The sequence below is a fragment of the Neisseria sp. HMSC069H12 genome, assembly GCF_001812735.1.
GTDB classification, from domain to species: domain Bacteria; phylum Pseudomonadota; class Gammaproteobacteria; order Burkholderiales; family Neisseriaceae; genus Neisseria; species Neisseria subflava.
The window spans coordinates 1-18,077 of sequence record NZ_KV810252.1 but is presented as its reverse complement, the minus strand read 5'-3'; the positions used below and the strand labels follow the sequence as shown (position 1 = coordinate 18,077).

Sequence of the window (18,077 nt, the reverse complement as noted above, 5' to 3'; positions counted from 1 at the left end):
TATTAATGAGTTTTACTGACATTACCGTGGTTGGTATTACCGGCGCAGATTCTTATACCGAGGGCACGATGTATGCCATTATCCGTAGCTGTGCCGAATTGCCCGGCAGCCGTGGATTGCTGATCAGCCCGAGCTGTCCTCAAGGTTTGCCGGAAAATATCCGACATCAGCCTTGCCGGAAATTCGGTTATCTGGAATACAATCTGTTTGTTTTGTACCAACTGATGTATTACATCGATACTGATTATTGTTTGATTGTTCAAAATGACGGTTGGGTGTTGAACGGTCAAAACTGGCAGGATGCCTATCGGGAATATGACTATATCGGCGCACCTTTGCCGATTTTGTTGGAAACCGAAGCCGACGGGCAGTTTTTCCTGAAGGGAACCGACCAATATTTGGCCAAACAACATCTGATTCAGACTTCTCCAAATTTTGACGAGCCGCAGAACGGCGGTTTCAGCCTGCGTAGCAGACGGCTTTTAACCATGCCGCGACAACTGGGCTTAAATGTAGAAATTCGACCGCCTTTGCCGCCGAAAGACGAAAAAATTGCCGATATGGAATGGCTGGTACGGCTGCACCACGAAGATATGTTTTTGACGGCGCAACACCGTTATAGATTGCAGGACTTGGGTTTGAAATTTGCGCCTCCGAATATTGCTACGCAATTTTCTTCAGAAGTACCGTTTATCAATCAAATGAGGAATGTCCCTTTAGAGCGCGTCTTTGGGGCGCACTGGATGGGCAATGTGGTCTTGATCGGCTGCAACCGTGTCCGGTTTGCCCAATTGAATGAGGATAAATTGGAAACATACTCCCGTTTTTTTAGAAATTTGGGTTATGAATGGGAATAAATTAAGGCCGTCTGAAAGTTCAGACGGCCTTTTGTTAATGGCTGTTAGTGTTGATGATGGAGGGCATGGCGTGCAGCCGCGCGTTTGGTGCCGACAGGTACGATCAGCGTTGCATAAGCTTTGTCCTGCTGGCATACGCTTTTATCGCTGTAATCGGTCTCGTTCACCACTTTGATTTTCCACAAGCCGTCAATCAACGTAATCACATTGACCACGCCGTTTTTATCGGTTTTGCCGGAGAAGCCTTGAGGCTCGCGGTGGTCGTGGGTCGATTCCAAGTCCATTTCGGCCAAAGTGTCCGAGCTGGCGGTAACGGTGGCTTTAACCAAAGGCTCGCCTTTGTACAGGACTTTGACCGGCAAAATACCGCCCGCTTTGACTTCGTTCGGATTTTTCAGCGGAACCAGTTCCAGCTCTTGGCCGATAGGGCGGGTCAATACAGCTTCATCAACTGCGCCGTTGCCCACTTGGACAAAGCTTTTGCCGAACATTTGCGCCTGTTCGCAATAGGTTGCGCCGGCCAGCTGTTTCAAGGTTTGCTGTTTCCAGCCGTCTTGGTTTTTCGACCAGAAAGTCGGTTTGTAGGTTGCGCTGACCCAGTAAGAACCTTCAGGCAAAGCGGCTTTAGAAACGTATTGATAGTTTTCGCCTTTATTTACCAAATCAACGGTTTTCTTTGAGCTGCCGGTCAATTGCAGCGGTTTGAAAATATGCACGCGGTCGTCGGCGATTTTTTCGACATTGGGGAAGTCATGGCTGTAACCCAAATCCGCATGCAGGATTTGGCTGGCAGGCTGATGTGTCGGTGCGGCCACCCAAACATCGTGCGCCTGCGCCACTGCGCCCAATCCCAGCAATCCTAAAAGCATCCATTGTTTCATAGTTTCTACACTCCATTTTGTTGTTGAATGAAAGGCCTTGTATTTTGGCGAGTAGAAACATTACTCTTATTTGCATTTTTTGTAAATAAAAAGGATTAGATTTTTTAATTATAAATAATTATTTATATTGGATTTTCAGACGGCCTGACGTATTGGGTCATGCTGTTTGCAACGTATGTTTATCTTGTATAAATAGCTGCTTTAATCTTTATCTGATTGATGTATATATAATTTATCGTAATGCTTATCTGTGTGGGCATTTTTTCCCGACTTCCGCACGGATTGTATATAACCAAAACTGATAAACGCGAAAGCAAACATTATTTCCAGTTTGCATCCAATCCCGATAAAGTGCTCCCATATTTTCAACAGGAGCCGACCATGAATATCCGTACGCTTTCTTTTGCCGCTTTGACCGCCGCACTGGCTTTGAGCGCGTGCTCGCCAAAAGCCGAACAATCCGCCGACAATGCTTCTCAAGCTGCCGGAGGTAAGGGAGGAGAAGTCAAATTGCTGAACGTCTCCTACGATGTCGCCCGCGATTTTTATAAAGAATACAATCCTTTATTTGTCAAAGAGTTTGCCGCAAAAAACGGCGGACAGTTGGTTGAAGTCCAACAGTCGCACGGCGGCTCCAGCAAGCAGGCTCTGGCTGTCGCTAATGGTTTGGCTGCCGATGTGGTGACCATGAACCAGACTTCCGATATCGAGCTTTTGGTGAAAAAAGGTTTGGTCAAAGCCGATTGGAACACGCGCCTGCCGGACAATGCCGTGCCGTATACCAGCAACGTCGTTTTCTTGGTACGCAAAGGTAATCCGAAACACATCCAAGACTGGGGCGATTTGGCCAAAGACGGCGTGCAAATCGTTTTGGCCAACCCGAAAACCACCGGCAACGGCCGCTACGCCTTTTTGGGTGCGTACGGTTATGGTTTGAAAGTGAATAACGGCGATGAAGGCAAAACCAAAGATTTTGTGGCTGCATTGCTGAAAAACACACCTGTGTTTGAAAACGGCGGCCGCGCGGCGACGACGACCTTCAGTCAACGCAATATCGGCGATGTCTTGGTTACCTTTGAAAATGAGGCCAACTACGTCAGCAAAAAGCTGACCCAAGACCAGTTTGAAATTGTCTACCCAAGCTACACCATTCTTTCCGAAGCGCCGGTTGCCGTCGTGGACAGCGTAGTCGATAAAAAAGGAACACGCGCCGCTGCCGAAGCCTATCTGCAAAACCTCTGGAGCGAACAGGCCCAAGAGTTGGCCGCCAATCTTTATCTGCGTCCGCGCAATGCCGAAGTATTGGCGAAACACAAAGCCGATTTCCCTGAAATTGAGACGTTTAATCCGAATGAGAAATTTGGATCGTGGGAAGAAATTATGAAAAAATTCTTTGCCGACGGCGGATTATTTGACCAGCTTTCCAGTAAAAAATAAGGCTTAAACATAGAGGCCGTCTGAAACTTCAGACGGCCTTTTGTTACAATAAGCCTTTTTCTTATCCACCTTTTCCCATGTCCCAACGCAAAATCATCCATATCGATATGGACGCATTCTACGCTTCGGTAGAACTGCGCGAGCAGCCGCACCTGAAAGGGCTGCCCGTCGTTGTGGCGTGGGACGGTACGCGGTCGGTCATTTGTGCCGCTTCTTATGAAGCACGCAAATTCGGTTTGCACTCGGCCATGTCGGTGGCAACGGCGAAAAGGCTGTGTCCGCAGGCGGTGTTTGTGCCGCCGCATTTTGATTTATATCGCCAAGTTTCGGCGCAGATTCATGCCGTGTTTCGGCGTTATACCGATTTGATCGAGCCTTTGTCTTTGGACGAAGCCTATTTGGATGTTACCCGAAATTTTGAAAATATCCCGTACGCCAGTGAAGTGGCCAAACGTATTCGTGCTGAAATTTTTGAAGAAACCGGTTTGACAGCCTCCGCAGGCATCGCACCCAATAAGTTTTTGGCCAAAATCGCTTCCGACTGGCGCAAGCCGAACGGGCAGTTTGTGCTGCCGCCGCAAAAAATTATGGCGTTTTTGGAGAGCCTGCCGTTGGGTAAGATTCCCGGTGTCGGCAAAGTCACGCTGAAAAAGATGAATGCCCTCGGTATGCAGACCGCCGGCGATTTACGCCGTTTTGAGCGCGGCGAACTTTTAAACCATTTCGGCCGCTACGGCTACCGCCTTTACGATTTGGCACGCGGTATTGACGAGCGGCCGGTCAAAGCCGAACGAGAACGCCTGCAAATCTCAACCGAAATCACCTTGCCCGAAGATTTGTCTTTGGCGCAGGCTTCAAGCCATTTGCCGCACCTTGCCGAAGATCTTTGGCGACAAATCGAACGTAAAAACGTCGAAGCCAAAGGTGTTACCCTCAAACTCAAAACCCACGATTTCCGCATTATCACGCGTTCGTTGACGTATTCTTCCGTCCTTCCCGACAGCGCCTCGCTGCTTCAGGCGGCGCATACTTTGCTGCAACGCATACCGCCGCAACGCGAAGACGCCTTCCGCCTGATCGGTATCGGCGTGAGTCATTTGCTGCCGAAAAACCAGCAGCAGACGCTTTGGTTATAAAGAAATAGAAAAGCATGCTTTCCGTTTGAAGATAGGGCGCAGGACAATATTGTTCCATAACCATATCGGCAGCCGTTTAAACAGGCCGTCTGAAAACGTTTCAGACGGCCTTTTTGACGGTTTAAAAAACTGACTCATCAAGAATTTGTTTTTCGTTCAACAAAAGTGGAAAGCAGGGCGGTATCGATGTCCCATTTCCAAATGCCTTGATCCGAGCCGTCCATGCCGCGCAGGAAGAGATAGCGGATGGCGATTTTGGGCAACGGCTTGCCGCGCAGGGCATAGTAGCGCGCGATGGCAACGGCGTAGATCAGGGCTTGCAGGTAGTAGTGATGATGCGCTACGGCTTCGTTCATCGCCTGTTGCGTGTACGCGCTTGCATCGTTGCCCAAATGGTTGGATTTGTAGTCGATTAAAACGACATTGCCGTCTGAATCTTGGCAAACTATATCGATAAAGCCGTTTAAATAACCTTGTAAATCATGGAAATCAAGTAGTTGCGCGGCTTGGACGCATTCGGTCGGCAGGTTTGCTTCGCTTGAGGCAAACCAACGGCGCAAGTCGTCCAGTTTGAAATCGTCCATGTACAGGGTAAACCCCATTTCGGGCAGGCGTCGGGTCGGCGGAATCTGCGACAGGCTCTCGCCGATTAAAGGAGTCAGGCGGCAGGTATCAAGCATGGCGGTTACCGTCGGCAGCCATTTGTCTTCAAAGCTGTGGCGTTGCAAAACTTCGGCAATCATTTCGGATTGGCTCTCGGCAGAGGCGGCGAAGTCGAGTTTTTCCAACATCTCATGCAAACATACGCCGGCATTGGTGCCGTGGGGGAAATGGTGGATATTGAGGCCGTCCGAAAGCGGGGACGGCAGGTTTTCAGACGGCATGGCACGGTCTGCGCTTTCTGCCGGGTCGATGGCAGGTTGCAAAGGCTCGTGTTGTTCGTCGGTTGATTTGGTGTGCCGGCTCAAACCGGTAAAGCTGGTGTGGCGGATAAAGTCAAAATCGCGGCGTTTGATGCTATGTGCGCCAAAAGCTTGGTCTTGCTGGCGGCTGTATTGGTAGACGGTTTCCGGCGGGGCTTCTTCCGTGAAGGCAAACTCCGTATTTTCAGGCGCGTTTTTGATAAAGCGTTGCCAGTTGAGCTTGAGCATTTCGACAACGTCTGTCGCGCTTTTATAGCTTTGGCTGACGCTTTCGCGGTCAGCATCCGGCAAACCTTCGAGCAGATAGGCAAAAGGATTGTTTGGCGTACAGTTTTTGTTGGCGGCGGCGTAGATGTTGAGCTGTTCTTCGGCGCGGGTAAGTGCGACATAGAGCAGACGCAAATCTTCTGCCGTCTTTTCGTCGGCAAGGTGGCTTAGTTCTGCTTCCGAGGTTTGCGATGTTGCCAGCAGCTCGGTTTCGTGGTTTTCGGTATGTAGGATTTTCCAGTTTTCTTTGGAATTGTCTTTGGCATCCCACGCAAAGGGGCAGTACACCAAAGGATATTGCAAACCTTTCGACGCGTGCATGGTAACGATTTTGACCAGTTTTTCGTCGCTTTCAAGACGGATGGTTTGCGCGTCTGACGGGAAATGGCCGCTACGCGCACGGCTGATTTGTTCGTTTAACCATTTATGCAGAGCGGCAGGGTTGCGGCTTTGGCTGTCTTCTTCGGCCAAAAGCTCCAGAATTTGGTAGTAGTTGGTCAGGCTGCGTTCGTTGCCGCCTTTGAGCAGGCGTGTTTCGATGTCATGTAGGGCGGCAAACTGCTGCACGGCGGCAAAAATGCCGCCTTTCCGCCATTTTTCCATGGCCTCGGCAGACGACTCCAGCCATTTCAGTAGCTGGTGTTCGTTGTGGTTGAGTTCGTAAATCTCTTTGGCGGTATAGCCGAACAAAACGCCGGTTAAGACAAAGCGCAGCCAGTCGGTTTGCCTTGGGTTGAGCCAAAAGCCGATCAGCGCGGACAGCGAGTCGGCCTCGGCCGAATCGAAAACGGACTGGCGCGACAGCAACACGCTTTGGATACGGCGCTGTTTCAGTTTTCCGGCAATCATCGCCGCTTCGTTGTTGGTGCGTACCAAGACGGCAATATCGCCGGATTCCAATGCACGGCCTTTGAAGTTCAGACGGCCTTCGGCTGCTTCATTGAGCGCAAAGGCAATTTCATCGGCGCAATATTCGGCGGCACGGCCGCGCAAAATTTCTTTGCCGGTTTGGTCGTCCGTATTGAGCCAGCGCACTTGGATGGCGGGGCGGTGTGGCGACAGCCGGCTTTTGGCGCGGCTGGCGGAGACATCGCTGTAATCGATGTTTTCCAATACGAATGGATGTTTTTTTTGTTTGAACAAGGCGCTGATGCCGTTGATCAGCTTGGCATGGCTGCGGTAGTTGACGGCGAGGGTGTAATGCCTGTCCGCATCTTGCGCGGCTTGCAGATAGGCGTAAATGTCCGCACCGCGAAAGCTGTAAATCGCCTGTTTGGGGTCGCCAACGAGAAACAGCGGGCAGCCTTGTTCGATAAAAATTTGGCGGAAAATTTCATATTGCAGCGGGTCGGTATCTTGGAATTCGTCAATCAGCGCGATTTCCCAGTTTGCCGCCGCCACTTTTGCCAATGCGTTGCCGTGTTCATGGATGGTCAATGCCTGATGGACATCCAGCAGCAAATCGTCAAACACGCGCTCGCGGCGTGATTTTTTTTGTTCGGCAACAGATTGGTTGATGTAGGAAAGGAGATCAAGTTGCAGGCAGATGAAGGCCGCTTCTTCCGAGTTTTCCATTGCCTGCAAATCACGACCGAGATTGGCTAAGGCTTGCAGCTGAATAATTTCCGGCGCATCGGCATCGGCTTTATATTCTTTTTTCAGTTTGCTGTTGAGCGTGTCGATACTGAAGAGGCTTAATTTCCCTAGCGTTTGTTTGCTCAGGCGGGGCAGATGACTGGATTCGGCGTTTGTTTTTAAATCGATAAAAACATTTTCAAAGGTATTTCTTTTGTAGGTCTGGCCATTAAGTTTGGGCAAGATTGTCCAAAACGCTTTTTCCAAGTCTTCCAACTGACCGCAAACTTTTTGCCATGTTTTTTGAAGGTTGGCTTGGGCTTCTTTCAAACTGCCTTCAGGCCGTCTGAATTTCAGATAGGGGCGGCCGGTGTAGCTTTTGATTTCGGCAAGCATTTCTTCAGGCGTGCATTTCCGGTCAAAAACCAATTGTGCCAATGTGGTATCGGTTGCCACTTTCTGCCGCCAAAAGTCCTGCGCAGGAATCAGCAGCCTCTCGCGCGAGTCGTCCGACAGCTCGACATCCAAAGGCGCGCCGCACAAAAACGCGTAATCGCGCAAAACGCGCTGACAGAAGCCGTGGATAGTGTAAATCGATGCGTTGTCAAACTGGCTCAGCGTGGCTTTGAGGCGGAGAATCAGGCGATGGCAGCTTTCCTGTCCGTCTTGCTCGCCTAAAGCCAAAGGAATCAAACGATTGAGAAAGTCATCGGGAGATTTTTTCTCTTTGTCGTAATATGTGTTCAGGCCGTCTGAAATATGTTCCGGCTTACCGCCCAAAGTTTGAATTTCGTTCAAAACCTGTAACACTTCGTCCAAACGTGCGCGCAAACGGGTTTTCAGTTCTGCCGTCGCCGCTTTGGTAAAGGTAACGACCAGAATTTTCTCGATGTCTTTTTTTTCTAAAACAATCAGTCGGGTAAAGAGCGCGGCAATGCCGTAGGTTTTACCCGTACCGGCAGAAGCTTCGATGAGGTTGGTGCCGTCGATGGAAAGTGTAAGCGCGTCAAAAGGAAGGGTGGAAGACATGGTGGGAACGGAATAATATTAGCGAGGCATTATCATAACAGAGATAGTGTGTGGTTTTGCATTGATGATAAAAATGCCGTCTGAAAACTTTCTGTTTTCAGACGGCATGTCTTAGGCGGCGTGAACGCGTCAATCTTATTCAGTCATTTCTTCTACTGGCACGATAAGACACGGCATGAATTAGGCATTTACCGGACAGCGGAAGAAATTGAAATTGAAACTGGGCTATCCGTTCAAGAGCAAAGAACGGCACGGAATAAACTGAAAGAACGCGGTGTCTTGACCGAGACTGAAAAACGAATTGAACACCGCATTTACTACAAGCTGAATTTAGACGCTTTTGATGATTTGATGTTGCAACATTCGGGGAGTGAGGAATCAACAGCCCCGAAATGCAATATCAACAGCCCCGAACTTCAAAATCAACATTCGGGGAGTGAGGAATCAACAGCCGTTATTAAGAACAGAAGATTTAACAGAAGATTTAACAGTATATACCCCCTTATCGGTTTTTATCGTTGTCTGTAATCAGGGTTTATTAAGAAATGATAGGATAAATTTCTATGATGATACCATAAAAAATATTAAGGGAATTTAAATAACAAAACCTGCCTTTGAAAAGGCAGGTTTTTTTCAGACGGCCTGTGAGCCGTTAAAGGTTTTGCAAACGCTCGACAGAAGGTGCGTAGTAGTAAGCACCTGATACGGCTTTAGACAAATGTTTCAACAGCAAGTCGGTTTTGCCGTCTGCATCGCCGAACATATTGAGCAGTTGAACTTCAATATTGTGCAGCGTGTTGCAATAGGATGTGAACATCAAACCATGTTCGCCACTGAGTTTGCCGAAGGGCAGGCTGCGGCGGACAATTTTTAGGCCAACGCCGTTTTCTTTGACATTGACGCGGCCGAGATGGGAGTCGGGCAGGCGCACATCTTTGCTGAATTCGTCATTGGTTTCTTTGCTGCGGCCCACGCAGGCTTCTTGTTCGGCAGTAGAAACGGCATCCCATTTTTTCAAATCGTGCAGGTATTTTTGCAGCAAAACATAGCTGCCGCCGGCATCCGGCTTGCCTTCGGGAATGATGGCAACATTGCGTACATTGTCATCGCCCTGCGGATTTTCCGTACCATCGACAAAACCGTCCAAGCCGCGGTCTTCATACAGGCGCAGGCCGTGTTCTTCAGTGGCTACGCGAATGCTGTCGCCGAATGCGCCTAAAACAGATTGGGCCAAGGCATAGGCGGCTTTTTGCTCGGTGGCTTGAATGTGGATATAGAGGTCGTGTTGGGTGGAAGGGGCAAGGCCGTTTCCCAATTCAGGGAAAGGTTTGATTTCGCTGCCTTCGTCAGTATGGCCGAACGATTGCCATGCGCGGCTGCCGAAGGCAATGGTCAAACCCAAAATATCATTCGGAAAACGGGTTTTTAATTTGGCCAGTGCCTCCAAAGAAAGACGGCAGGCAGATTTGATGTCTTCGTTGCGGCCGTCTGAAATGTCTGCTTCGATAAAAATACCGGCTTGTGCGTGATCAGGAATAATGGCTGATTGGGGATGGCTCATGATGATTCCTTTCAAAATATTATGGGTTTTTACGCGTGGGATTATACACTGAAAGTTTCAGACGGCCTAAAATCTTCCTTTTGATTTTTTAGGGCGGAAAGGCATGTTTGGCAAGATGTTTTTTGTGAGCGTCATTCTGTTGCAAGTGTTTACATTCGGGCTTGGTCGTTCGTTGCAATGGCTGTTTGCGCCTTGGATTGGTAAAGTCGGCAGACGTTGGCTGATGGGTATTTCCTATTTCATTACAAACGGCTTGTTGGTCGGCTTGCTGCTGGAGTTGGGACATATGATGTTCCGCATGGTGGCGTTTTGGATGGTAATCTTGCTGTTTGTGATGTATGCCGCGCTGGCGACATTTATCCTATATCTTTTGCTGCGCCGTTTTGTGGCGCGCCAACCGCTGTCACGAAGCCTGCGGCTGTTTGCGCCTTTGTTTGTGGCCGGTCTACTCGGTTTTGGGATGTATAACGCCTATACGCCCGTTGTCCGCCATCAAACCGTATTCATCAATAAGAAAATGGATAAGCCGTTGCGTATCGGCGTGGCCAGTGATTTGCACTTGGGGATTTTGTTCGGCACGCGTCAATTAGACAAGCTGACGGACATCATGAAGCAGGAACAAGTCGATATGGTGTTGCTGCCGGGCGATTTGATGGACGATACCATCGATGCCTACCTTAAAGAAAACATGAAACCGCATTTGCAGAAGCTGACTGCGCCAATGGGCGTTTATGCCACTTTGGGCAATCATGACTGGTTTCGCGATCAGAAGCGTATCAAACATGAATTGGAAGCGGCAGGCTTGACGGTTTTGGCCAATCAGGTTTTGGAAGTGAATGGCGTGTTGCTGGTAGGGCGGAGCGATGATTTGGATCGCAAGCGTCCCAGTGCGGAGCAGCTTTTGGAAGGTCAAAATACCGAATTACCGGTTTTATTGATGGACCACCGTCCTACTTCAATCGAAGCCCATGCCCGGCTGCCGATTGATGTGCAAGTTTCCGGCCATGTTCACAACGGCCAAGTTGCACCTGCCAACCTTATTGTCCGTACGCTTTATCGTCTTGCTTACGGTTATGAGGCGATCGGCAACGGCCATTTCTTCACCACTTCGGGCTACGGCTTCTGGGGCATTCCCCTTCGTTTGGGTTCGCAATCAGAAGTGTGGGTTATCGACATCAAGTCAAGGTATTGAAATAGAAATATAAACTTCAGGCCGTCTGAATTTCAGACGGCCTTTTTTATAAAAACTGGGAAAAAATATTGGAATTGGATTATAATCAATGTAAAAAATCAGCCACCGATATGAGTGGCATCATAACTAGGGAACTCACTATGGGCATTATTAGTCTTGCACTTATCTTCGTATCAATCGCTGCCGTCTTATTGTATTTCAAACAACAGTTGAAAGACCGCAAAAAAGACTGTCGCGAATCCTTTGTTTCTTTGCGCATTGCGCTCGACTGCCGACATCAGGCCGTCCGTCATGTATTGGATGCATACAGCAAACATCTGCAAGAGCAGGGCATTGCATCGGATCCAAACGTTCAGCAGATGTGTGCTGAAGTCGAAACCGCATTGGCGCAAACTGCCAAAACCTTTTCCGAATCCAAAATCAAACATCTGTGCGAAGCCGAAACAGCATTGAATTATGCGCTGAAAAAATTGCAAATTGCCGTCAACGGCCTTTTGAAACAGTATCCTGATGAGAAATTGGCCGGTTTGATGGAAATGCTGGATGCTGCAGAAGCGGAAGTCACATCGGCACGCCGCACTTACAACCGCAGAGCCGGAAGCTACAACCATCATTTGAACAAATTGCCCAACCGCCTTGTTGCCAAGCCATTAGGCTTTGATAAGCAGGCAAGATTGGTTCGTTTTACGGAAAACCAAACGCAACGAATGAGCAGCAATATGTTGGCTTAAAAATTAAGCAGTTTGCTGAATAAGCGATAAACAAAAGGCCGTCTGAAATATTAATTTCAGACGGCCTTTTGTGTGCTGTTAATGAAAAACACTTAGGTTTTTGCCAATTTATTGGGCAAAGCGGATCAGGCTGTCGGCAAGCTTATCGGCTGCAGTTTCATAACCTTGTGCAGAGAAGTGAACGCCGTCTTTGGCTGCCAAGCCTTGAGCCATCCAGTTTTTCATGCTACATGCTCCGCCCATTGCATCCTGCCAAGACCAGAACATGATTTTTTCATCACGGGCAACACGTTGCTGCATTTGTTGTATTTCGCTGAGCAAGACAGGGCGGTTGCCGCAGCTACCGTAGGCGGTTTTCAAAGATTCAGGAGCGCCGAGGATCAGGATACCTGCGTTGGGCAGGGTATTTTTGATTTGACGGATGTAATTGCGCCATGTCCGCTCGGTAGAGGAAATATCGAGATTGCCGGAAAAGGCTTCATTGGTACCGTAGGCAAGGATGATTAAATCGGCTTTGGTTTGTGCCAAATCTTCCCACATGCCCGGCCGCCATTTTGACCATTGGGATAACTGCGCGCCGTTGATGCCCATGGCGGAAACGGTTACGCCGCGGCCGGGACGTTCGATATTAATGAAACCGATTTGCCAAGGCATGCTGCTGCTGAGGGTCATCGGCAGGGAAGCATTGGTACGCAGCAGTTGCCAACCGTTTTGTGTGGCAGGGATTTCACGGCCGTTGACGGTCAGGGTTTGCTCAGACCAAACCGGTTTGCCGAAAATGGAGATTTGTTGCATATCCATGCTGCCGTCGGCTGCGCTTAAGGTAACGCTGCCGCCATCGGCGCGTGCTTCAATCCCGCCGAAAGAAAAATCGCTGTGTGATTTGCGGCTGCTGATGGTGTTCCAACCGCTGCCGTTGTAACGGACGGTTGCCATACGCTGGCCTTTGATAGTGTTGGGATAAACCCAACCAATGCCGCCATTGCCCCATTTTTGTTGTAAACGGCGACGCAGACGGTCGGTGAAATAGTCGCCGGCGGTGTGGGAGTCGCCGACTTGGATAATGCGGAATTTGCCGTCTGAAGTATGGTTGAGCTGTTGCAGTTTGTTCAACCAGGCAGGGCGGTTGGAGCCGTAGTTGCTTAACAGGCCGTCATTGGTTGCGCAGGCGGTAATAGGGAGTGCGAAAAGCGTGAGGAGTAAGGTTTTATTAAATTTCATGGTTGTGTATCGTGTGTAAAATTAATTTTTTCCATAATTTTTCCGGCCAATAGTTTTTGGCCTTCTGCGGAAAAGTGAATGCCGTCCTTGCTGCGGTAACGGATGATTTTTCCATCTACTTTGACAGAGTCGGCATATTCTTCTGCGCCATTACTCAACAGTTTGTCGGTCGGCAGCCAAATGGCTTGAGACGACACCGTACCCGACAGGATTTTGTCGAGGTAGCGCATCTGTTCGTTGAGTTTGGCTTTTTTCATATAAGGAATGCCCAGCCAAATGACTTGGACATCATGTGCTGAGGCTGCATCAAGAATACGGCGGACGCGATTGAGGTATTCTGCCTCCCATTCGGGGGAGGCGAATTTCAGGTATTTTTTACCCATTGGGAAATCCCAAGGGTCGTTAGGGCCTAAGAATACAACTAAAACGCGGATGTCGGGTTCTTTTTGCAAAGTTTGTTCGATGGTTTTCGGCCAGTCGAAGAAATTGGGGTAGGACAAACCGGTACTTTGTTTGCTGAGGTTGACCGATTGTACGCCATATTCTTGTTTGAGGTGTTTTTGTACGAAAGGTGCAACGCCCTGCATCAGCGAGTCGCCGGCAAAGAAAACTTTATTGCCTTTTTTCAATACGGCCTGCGTTGCCGACTGTTCAGCTTGATTGCCTGGCTCGCTGGCGGCGGTATCCGTATTGTTAGCCGCATCGGAAGCAGCAGAGCCTTTTTGATTGTCCGATACTTTAATGTTTTCCGTATTTTCAGACGGCCTTATTGTTTCAATACTAGAGTCTTCCGAAGCCAAAGCGTCTTCTGTTTCCAGTGAAGCTTTCAGGCCGTCTGAAAATTCGTAGGCTTTTTGTTGCCAATCCGCACCGATACGCCACCAAGCGTATTCGGATAAAGGCTCAAGCGGACTATTTTCATGATAGGTCTGCTGCCAATAGGCATTGATGGAGTTTTGGGCAAACCACGTCAGTGCAACCGCACTGAGCAGAATAGAAACAAACAGGGAGATAAAGCGTTTCATGTTCTGCTCCTTAGAAGTTGGCGTAAATAAAGCCGGGAATGCCGGATGGGGCGAAGACGATAATCAAGGCGAGGATAAGCGTGATGGGGATAAACCACAGCCATGCAGGCAGGTTGTCCAAGCCTTTTACCGATGCTTCAAATAAGCGAAGCAAATACGGGTAAAGCAAAAGCATCAGTGCAAATGCACCCAACAACATGAGGTCGGTCGGCAGAGGCGTGTTCCAACCTTTGTCATTGGCAAATAAGGCGCTGAACAGCATTTCCGTATCGGCAAGCGTTGCGCTGTTGAACACAACAAAAGCGAAACAAACGAAATGGAAGGTAAACAGCCAGGCAAGCGGTTTGCCGATTTTCAGACGGCCTAAGGCATTGCGGCCGACGATTTTATCGCCGCAGTTAAGGAACACCAAAGCCGAACCGTGCAGCGCGCCCCAAATCAAAAAGCTCCAGCCGTAGCCATGCCAAATGCCGGAAAGTAACATGGCAATCATCAGATTGAGCTGGGTGCGTCCGAAGCCTTTTTTGCTGCCGCCCAAAGGGATATAGATATAGTCGCGGATCCAAGTGGACAGGCTGATGTGCCATCTGTCCCAGAAGTCGCGGATGTTGATGGCGCGAAGCGGCGCGGCAAAGTTTTTCGGCAGCTGGAAGCCGAGCAGCATGGCTAAGCCGATGACCAAATCCGAGTAGCCGGAAAAGTCGAAAAAGAGTTGGAAGGTGTAGCCATAAATCGCAGACAACACGCCCCAGCCGTCGAACTGTGCCGGATTTTCAAAAACAGGCGATACCCAATCTTCTGCCAATACGCCGGCAAGCCACCACTTTTTGGCAATGCCCAATACAATCAGGCCGACCGCCAAAGCCGGATAAATCAGCTGGCGTGCCTGTTTGGTGCGGATTTGCGCCAATGCGCCCGCTTGTTCGCCGTCTATGCTTTTAAAAGCGTCTGCACGGATAATCGGGCCGGATGTGATGGTGGGGAAGAAGCTCAGATGCAGTAGGAGCTCGTGCCATTCAAAACGGTCTCCCTTAGGCTCGCGGTAGCAATACACCAAGTAAGCCAGCGATTGGAAAGTGTAATAAGACAAGCCTAAAGGCAAAAGGATGTCGATGACGGCGCTTTGCCCTGTATATTGTTGAATAATCAGGCGGAAAAAGTCGAAGTATTTGAAGAAACACAAAACAGTCAATGCTGCCGAAATACCGCAGCCCAGCCAAAATTTGCGGATATTCTCGTTTTCAGAAAACATCAGCACGCTGACCAGGTAAACCACAGACGAGTAAACCAAAATCAGCGCGGCAAAAATAGGGTCGATACGGTAAAGCCAGCCCAGCCCGGCAACCAAAAGTAAAACGTTTTGAACTTGCGGCAAACGTGCAAATGCCCAGTACAGCGGCAAAAATGCGATAAAGAATACTGCAAACTCAATAGACAGCAACGGCATGGCAATTCCTTGATGTGTTTAAACTTTCAAACTTTTCGATTGATTGTTATTTTTTGGCGTTAAGTTTTGCACGGATGACTTCGACTACCGCAGGTAAAATCGAAATCACGATGATTGCCGCCATGACTAAGCCCAGATTGTTTTTGACGACGGGGATGTTGGCGAAGAAGTAGCCCGCATAGGAAAACGACAATACCCACAACACTGCGCCGATAATGTTGTAACGGATAAACGTGCCGTAGTGCATATCGCCCATGCCTGCGACAAATGGCGCAAACGTCCGCACAATCGGCACAAAGCGGGCAATGATGATGGTTTTACCGCCGTGTTTTTCATAGAACGCATGGGTTTTTTCCAAATACGAACGTCGGAAAATTTTGGAATCCGGGTTGGCAAACAGTTTTTGTCCAAAATACTTGCCAATCATGAAGTTGGCCGCATCGCCTAAAATGGCGGCCGCTAAGAGCAGCAATACCATGACGTGGATGTTCATGCCGCCGATGGCCGCAATACCGCCGGCGGCAAACAGCAGCGAGTCGCCGGGTAAAAATGGCGTTACGACCAAACCGGTTTCGCAGAAAATCACAACAAACAAAATCGCGTAAATCCACGGGCCGTATTGGGCGGAAAGGTGGACAAGGTGTTGGTCGATATGGAGGATGAAATCAATAAGGGTAGAAATCACTAGGGTTCCCCAAATAAAAAGGCCGTCTGAAAAAGAACAGACAAATGTTTCGGCGAGAAGTTCGACATTGTAAAACCAAAGAGGAATAAAACCAATGCCGTAAGCGCGTCAAGATATGTTTAGAAGTGCAGATATGTTGCAGGTATAGGCTTCAGACGGCCTTTATCCTTGATGGTGGAGGGCAAAACAACGTAAAATAAAGCCGATTTCAACCTAACCGGTGCGCCTTTGTGAACCAGCTCATCTTCGATTTTGCCAGCCATGATTATCCCGGCTTCGACAAATTTCTGGGAACAGAAAATGCCGAGCTGGTGTATGTGTTGCAGCGCAAACATGGGCAATTTATCTATGTGTGGGGCGAAGAGGGCGCAGGCAAAAGTCATCTCTTGCGGGCGTGGGTTGCACAGGCGCTCGATGCCGGACGAAATGCCCTCTATATTGATGCCGCCGCCACGCCGCTGACAGAAGCTGCGTTGGATGCGGAATATCTTGCCATTGACCAAATCGAAAAACTTAATAATGAAGAACAGGCTTTACTGTTTGCCATCTTCAACCGCTTCCGCAACAGCGGCAAAGGCTTTTTGCTTTTGAGTTCCGAATATACGCCGCAGCAGCTCGTTATCCGAGAAGACCTGCGCACACGCATGGCGTATTGTTTGGTTTACGAAGTCAAACCGTTGACTGACTGGGAAAAAATCGATGCGCTTGTCAGTATGGCGGCCGCCCGTCAGGTAACCATCGATCCGGAAATATTCGAATACCTGCTGAATCATTGGCGGCGCGATATGGACAGCCTGATGCAAATGCTCGATACCCTCGATAACTACGCCGTTATGATGGGCAAACGCATTACTTTGTCGCTTTTGCGCCAGCTTTTAAAACAACAGGAAACCCAATGAAAAACCTTGCCATTTTCGACCTCGACAATACCTTGATCAATACCGATTCGGATCACTCCTGGCCGCAATACCTGATTAAAAAAGGCATAGTCGATGCGGTTGAAACCGAGGCGCAAAATGAAAAGTTCTACCAAGACTATCAAAACGGTTGTCTTGATATTGATGCCTTCCTTAAGTTTCATCTCGCGCCTTTAGCTCGTTTCAGCAAGGAAGAATTGGCTGAGTTTCATCGCGAGTTTATGGCCGAATATATTGTTCCGCATATTTCACCGATGCAGCGTATGTTGGTGCAAAGCCATCAAATGGCAGGCGACGAAATGTTGGTTATTTCTTCGACCAACGAATTCATCATTACCCCTATCTGCCATCTTTTCGGTATTCACAACATTATCGGCACACAGCTTGAAACCGGTGAAGACGGCCGATATACGGGCAACTATGTTGGTACGCCCAGCCTGAAAGAAGGCAAAATTACCCGATTGAACCAATGGCTTGCCGAGCGTGGCGAGACCTTTGAAAGCTACGGTAAGGTTTATTTTTACAGCGACTCCAAAAACGATTTACCGTTGCTGCGTATCGTGGACGAACCTGTCGCCGTCAACCCGGATGCCGAGCTGGAAAAAGAAGCCAAAGCAAAAGGTTGGCCGATTTTGAATTTCAAATAACGATGAATCAGGCCGTCTGAAATATTTAACCTAACCACAACCCTAATAAGGACTAAAACATGAAAACGACTAAACTCCTCGCCTAAGCCCTGTTGTTTGCCGCTGTATTCGGTACCGCACAAGCAGCTGATACCGAAACCCTGGAAGCCATGAAAGCGCAAAACGGCAGCGTTAAAACCGTTTTGATGGATGTTTTCACAACTCCTGCCGGCAATGTTGACCGCGTGAATATCATTCAATCCAGCGGTAATCCTGAAATGGACGAACGCGCAGTGAAAAGCGTTTCCAAATATCCTTATCCGAAACGCAAAACTGCATCTAAATATCAACACACCGTTACTTTTGAAACTAACGTTGAAGTAATCAACAACTGATTCGGACGCAAGGCCATCTGAAAAACAGAAGGCGTTTTGATTGGGAAATTCCCTGTCAAAACGCCGTTTTATTCTTTAAACAAGTATAACCAAAATTGCCGTAAAACCACACGCTCCGGTGCTATACTGAAACAAATAAACTGTAGAAATTAGTAGAGTTGTTTACAGTATT

Annotated in this window: 15 protein-coding genes and 1 pseudogene; 9 read left to right on the top strand and 7 right to left on the bottom strand. The window is 48.8% G+C overall.

Annotated elements, in window-relative coordinates:
* Positions 1-5: 5 nt before the first annotated feature.
* A complete protein-coding gene (locus HMPREF2872_RS03680; protein ID WP_070631290.1) occupies positions 6-857 on the top strand; it encodes a DUF5672 family protein in 852 nt (283 codons plus the stop codon).
* Positions 858-901: 44 nt separating this feature from the next.
* Here the strand turns inward: HMPREF2872_RS03680 and HMPREF2872_RS03675 are convergent, their stop codons facing one another.
* Positions 902-1,738, bottom strand: a complete 837-nt coding sequence (locus HMPREF2872_RS03675) for a DUF4198 domain-containing protein (RefSeq protein ID WP_070631286.1) — start codon at positions 1,736-1,738, stop codon at positions 902-904.
* A 387-nt stretch (positions 1,739-2,125) separates the two neighbouring features.
* Here HMPREF2872_RS03675 and HMPREF2872_RS03670 point away from each other — a divergent pair, with 387 nt between their 5' ends.
* Together HMPREF2872_RS03670 and dinB are read left to right on the top strand one after the other, a co-directional pair.
* A complete protein-coding gene (locus tag HMPREF2872_RS03670) occupies positions 2,126-3,175 on the top strand; it encodes a sulfate ABC transporter substrate-binding protein (RefSeq protein WP_210398841.1) in 1,050 nt (349 codons plus the stop codon).
* A gap of 77 nt (positions 3,176-3,252) precedes the next feature.
* Positions 3,253-4,311 carry a DNA polymerase IV gene (gene dinB / locus HMPREF2872_RS03665; RefSeq protein ID WP_004464167.1) on the top strand — a complete coding sequence of 353 codons (1,059 nt, stop codon included), beginning with the start codon at positions 3,253-3,255 and terminating at the stop codon, positions 4,309-4,311.
* 137 nt (positions 4,312-4,448) lie between these two features.
* On the opposite strand, the gene recB is transcribed toward dinB, so the two are convergent.
* The gene (gene recB, locus HMPREF2872_RS03660; protein WP_070631284.1) at positions 4,449-8,105 is read right to left on the bottom strand and encodes an exodeoxyribonuclease V subunit beta; all 3,657 of its coding nucleotides are present in this window, start codon (positions 8,103-8,105) and stop codon (positions 4,449-4,451) included.
* 120 nt (positions 8,106-8,225) lie between these two features.
* On the opposite strand from recB, the pseudogene HMPREF2872_RS03655 reads away from it, so the two are divergent.
* A pseudogene (locus HMPREF2872_RS03655) lies at positions 8,226-8,610 on the top strand (hypothetical protein); the annotation flags it as partial.
* 147 nt (positions 8,611-8,757) lie between these two features.
* Here the strand turns inward: HMPREF2872_RS03655 and HMPREF2872_RS03650 are convergent.
* On the bottom strand, positions 8,758-9,666 hold the full coding sequence (locus HMPREF2872_RS03650; RefSeq protein WP_070631282.1) for a Dyp-type peroxidase: 909 nt from the start codon (positions 9,664-9,666) through the stop codon (positions 8,758-8,760).
* Positions 9,667-9,769: 103 nt separating this feature from the next.
* Here HMPREF2872_RS03650 and HMPREF2872_RS03645 point away from each other — a divergent pair, with 103 nt between their 5' ends.
* The gene (locus tag HMPREF2872_RS03645; RefSeq protein WP_070631280.1) at positions 9,770-10,858 is read left to right on the top strand and encodes a metallophosphoesterase; all 1,089 of its coding nucleotides are present in this window, start codon (positions 9,770-9,772) and stop codon (positions 10,856-10,858) included.
* Between the two features lie 110 nt (positions 10,859-10,968).
* Positions 10,969-11,589, top strand: coding sequence for a LemA family protein (locus HMPREF2872_RS03640; RefSeq protein ID WP_283118979.1), 621 nt, complete (start codon positions 10,969-10,971; stop codon positions 11,587-11,589).
* Positions 11,590-11,697: 108 nt separating this feature from the next.
* Here the strand turns inward: HMPREF2872_RS03640 and HMPREF2872_RS03635 are convergent, their stop codons facing one another.
* Genes HMPREF2872_RS03635 through HMPREF2872_RS03620 form a run of 4 tightly spaced genes read right to left on the bottom strand, consistent with a single transcriptional unit; the run spans position 11,698 to position 15,967 of the window.
* Complete coding sequence (locus HMPREF2872_RS03635; RefSeq protein ID WP_070631275.1) at positions 11,698-12,810, bottom strand: SGNH/GDSL hydrolase family protein; 1,113 nt, start codon at positions 12,808-12,810, stop codon at positions 11,698-11,700.
* A complete protein-coding gene (patB, locus tag HMPREF2872_RS03630; protein ID WP_070631274.1) occupies positions 12,807-13,835 on the bottom strand; it encodes a peptidoglycan O-acetyltransferase PatB in 1,029 nt (342 codons plus the stop codon). Before patB ends, HMPREF2872_RS03635 begins: the two co-directional genes overlap by 4 nt.
* Positions 13,836-13,845: 10 nt before the next feature.
* Positions 13,846-15,282, bottom strand: a complete 1,437-nt coding sequence (locus tag HMPREF2872_RS03625) for an MBOAT family O-acyltransferase (RefSeq protein ID WP_070631271.1) — start codon at positions 15,280-15,282, stop codon at positions 13,846-13,848.
* Between the two features lie 46 nt (positions 15,283-15,328).
* On the bottom strand, positions 15,329-15,967 hold the full coding sequence (locus HMPREF2872_RS03620; RefSeq protein ID WP_070592086.1) for a DedA family protein: 639 nt from the start codon (positions 15,965-15,967) through the stop codon (positions 15,329-15,331).
* A 230-nt stretch (positions 15,968-16,197) separates the two neighbouring features.
* Between HMPREF2872_RS03620 and hda the strand changes: the two genes are divergently transcribed.
* From hda to HMPREF2872_RS03605, 3 genes are all read left to right on the top strand, one after another.
* The gene (gene hda / locus HMPREF2872_RS03615) at positions 16,198-16,866 is read left to right on the top strand and encodes a DnaA regulatory inactivator Hda (protein WP_070631269.1); all 669 of its coding nucleotides are present in this window, start codon (positions 16,198-16,200) and stop codon (positions 16,864-16,866) included.
* A complete protein-coding gene (locus HMPREF2872_RS03610) occupies positions 16,863-17,531 on the top strand; it encodes a histidinol-phosphatase (RefSeq protein ID WP_070631267.1) in 669 nt (222 codons plus the stop codon). The genes hda and HMPREF2872_RS03610 overlap by 4 nt, the downstream gene beginning before the upstream one ends.
* A gap of 92 nt (positions 17,532-17,623) precedes the next feature.
* Positions 17,624-17,905, top strand: a complete 282-nt coding sequence (locus tag HMPREF2872_RS03605; RefSeq protein ID WP_224783503.1) for a TonB family protein — start codon at positions 17,624-17,626, stop codon at positions 17,903-17,905.
* Positions 17,906-18,077: the final 172 nt, after the last annotated feature.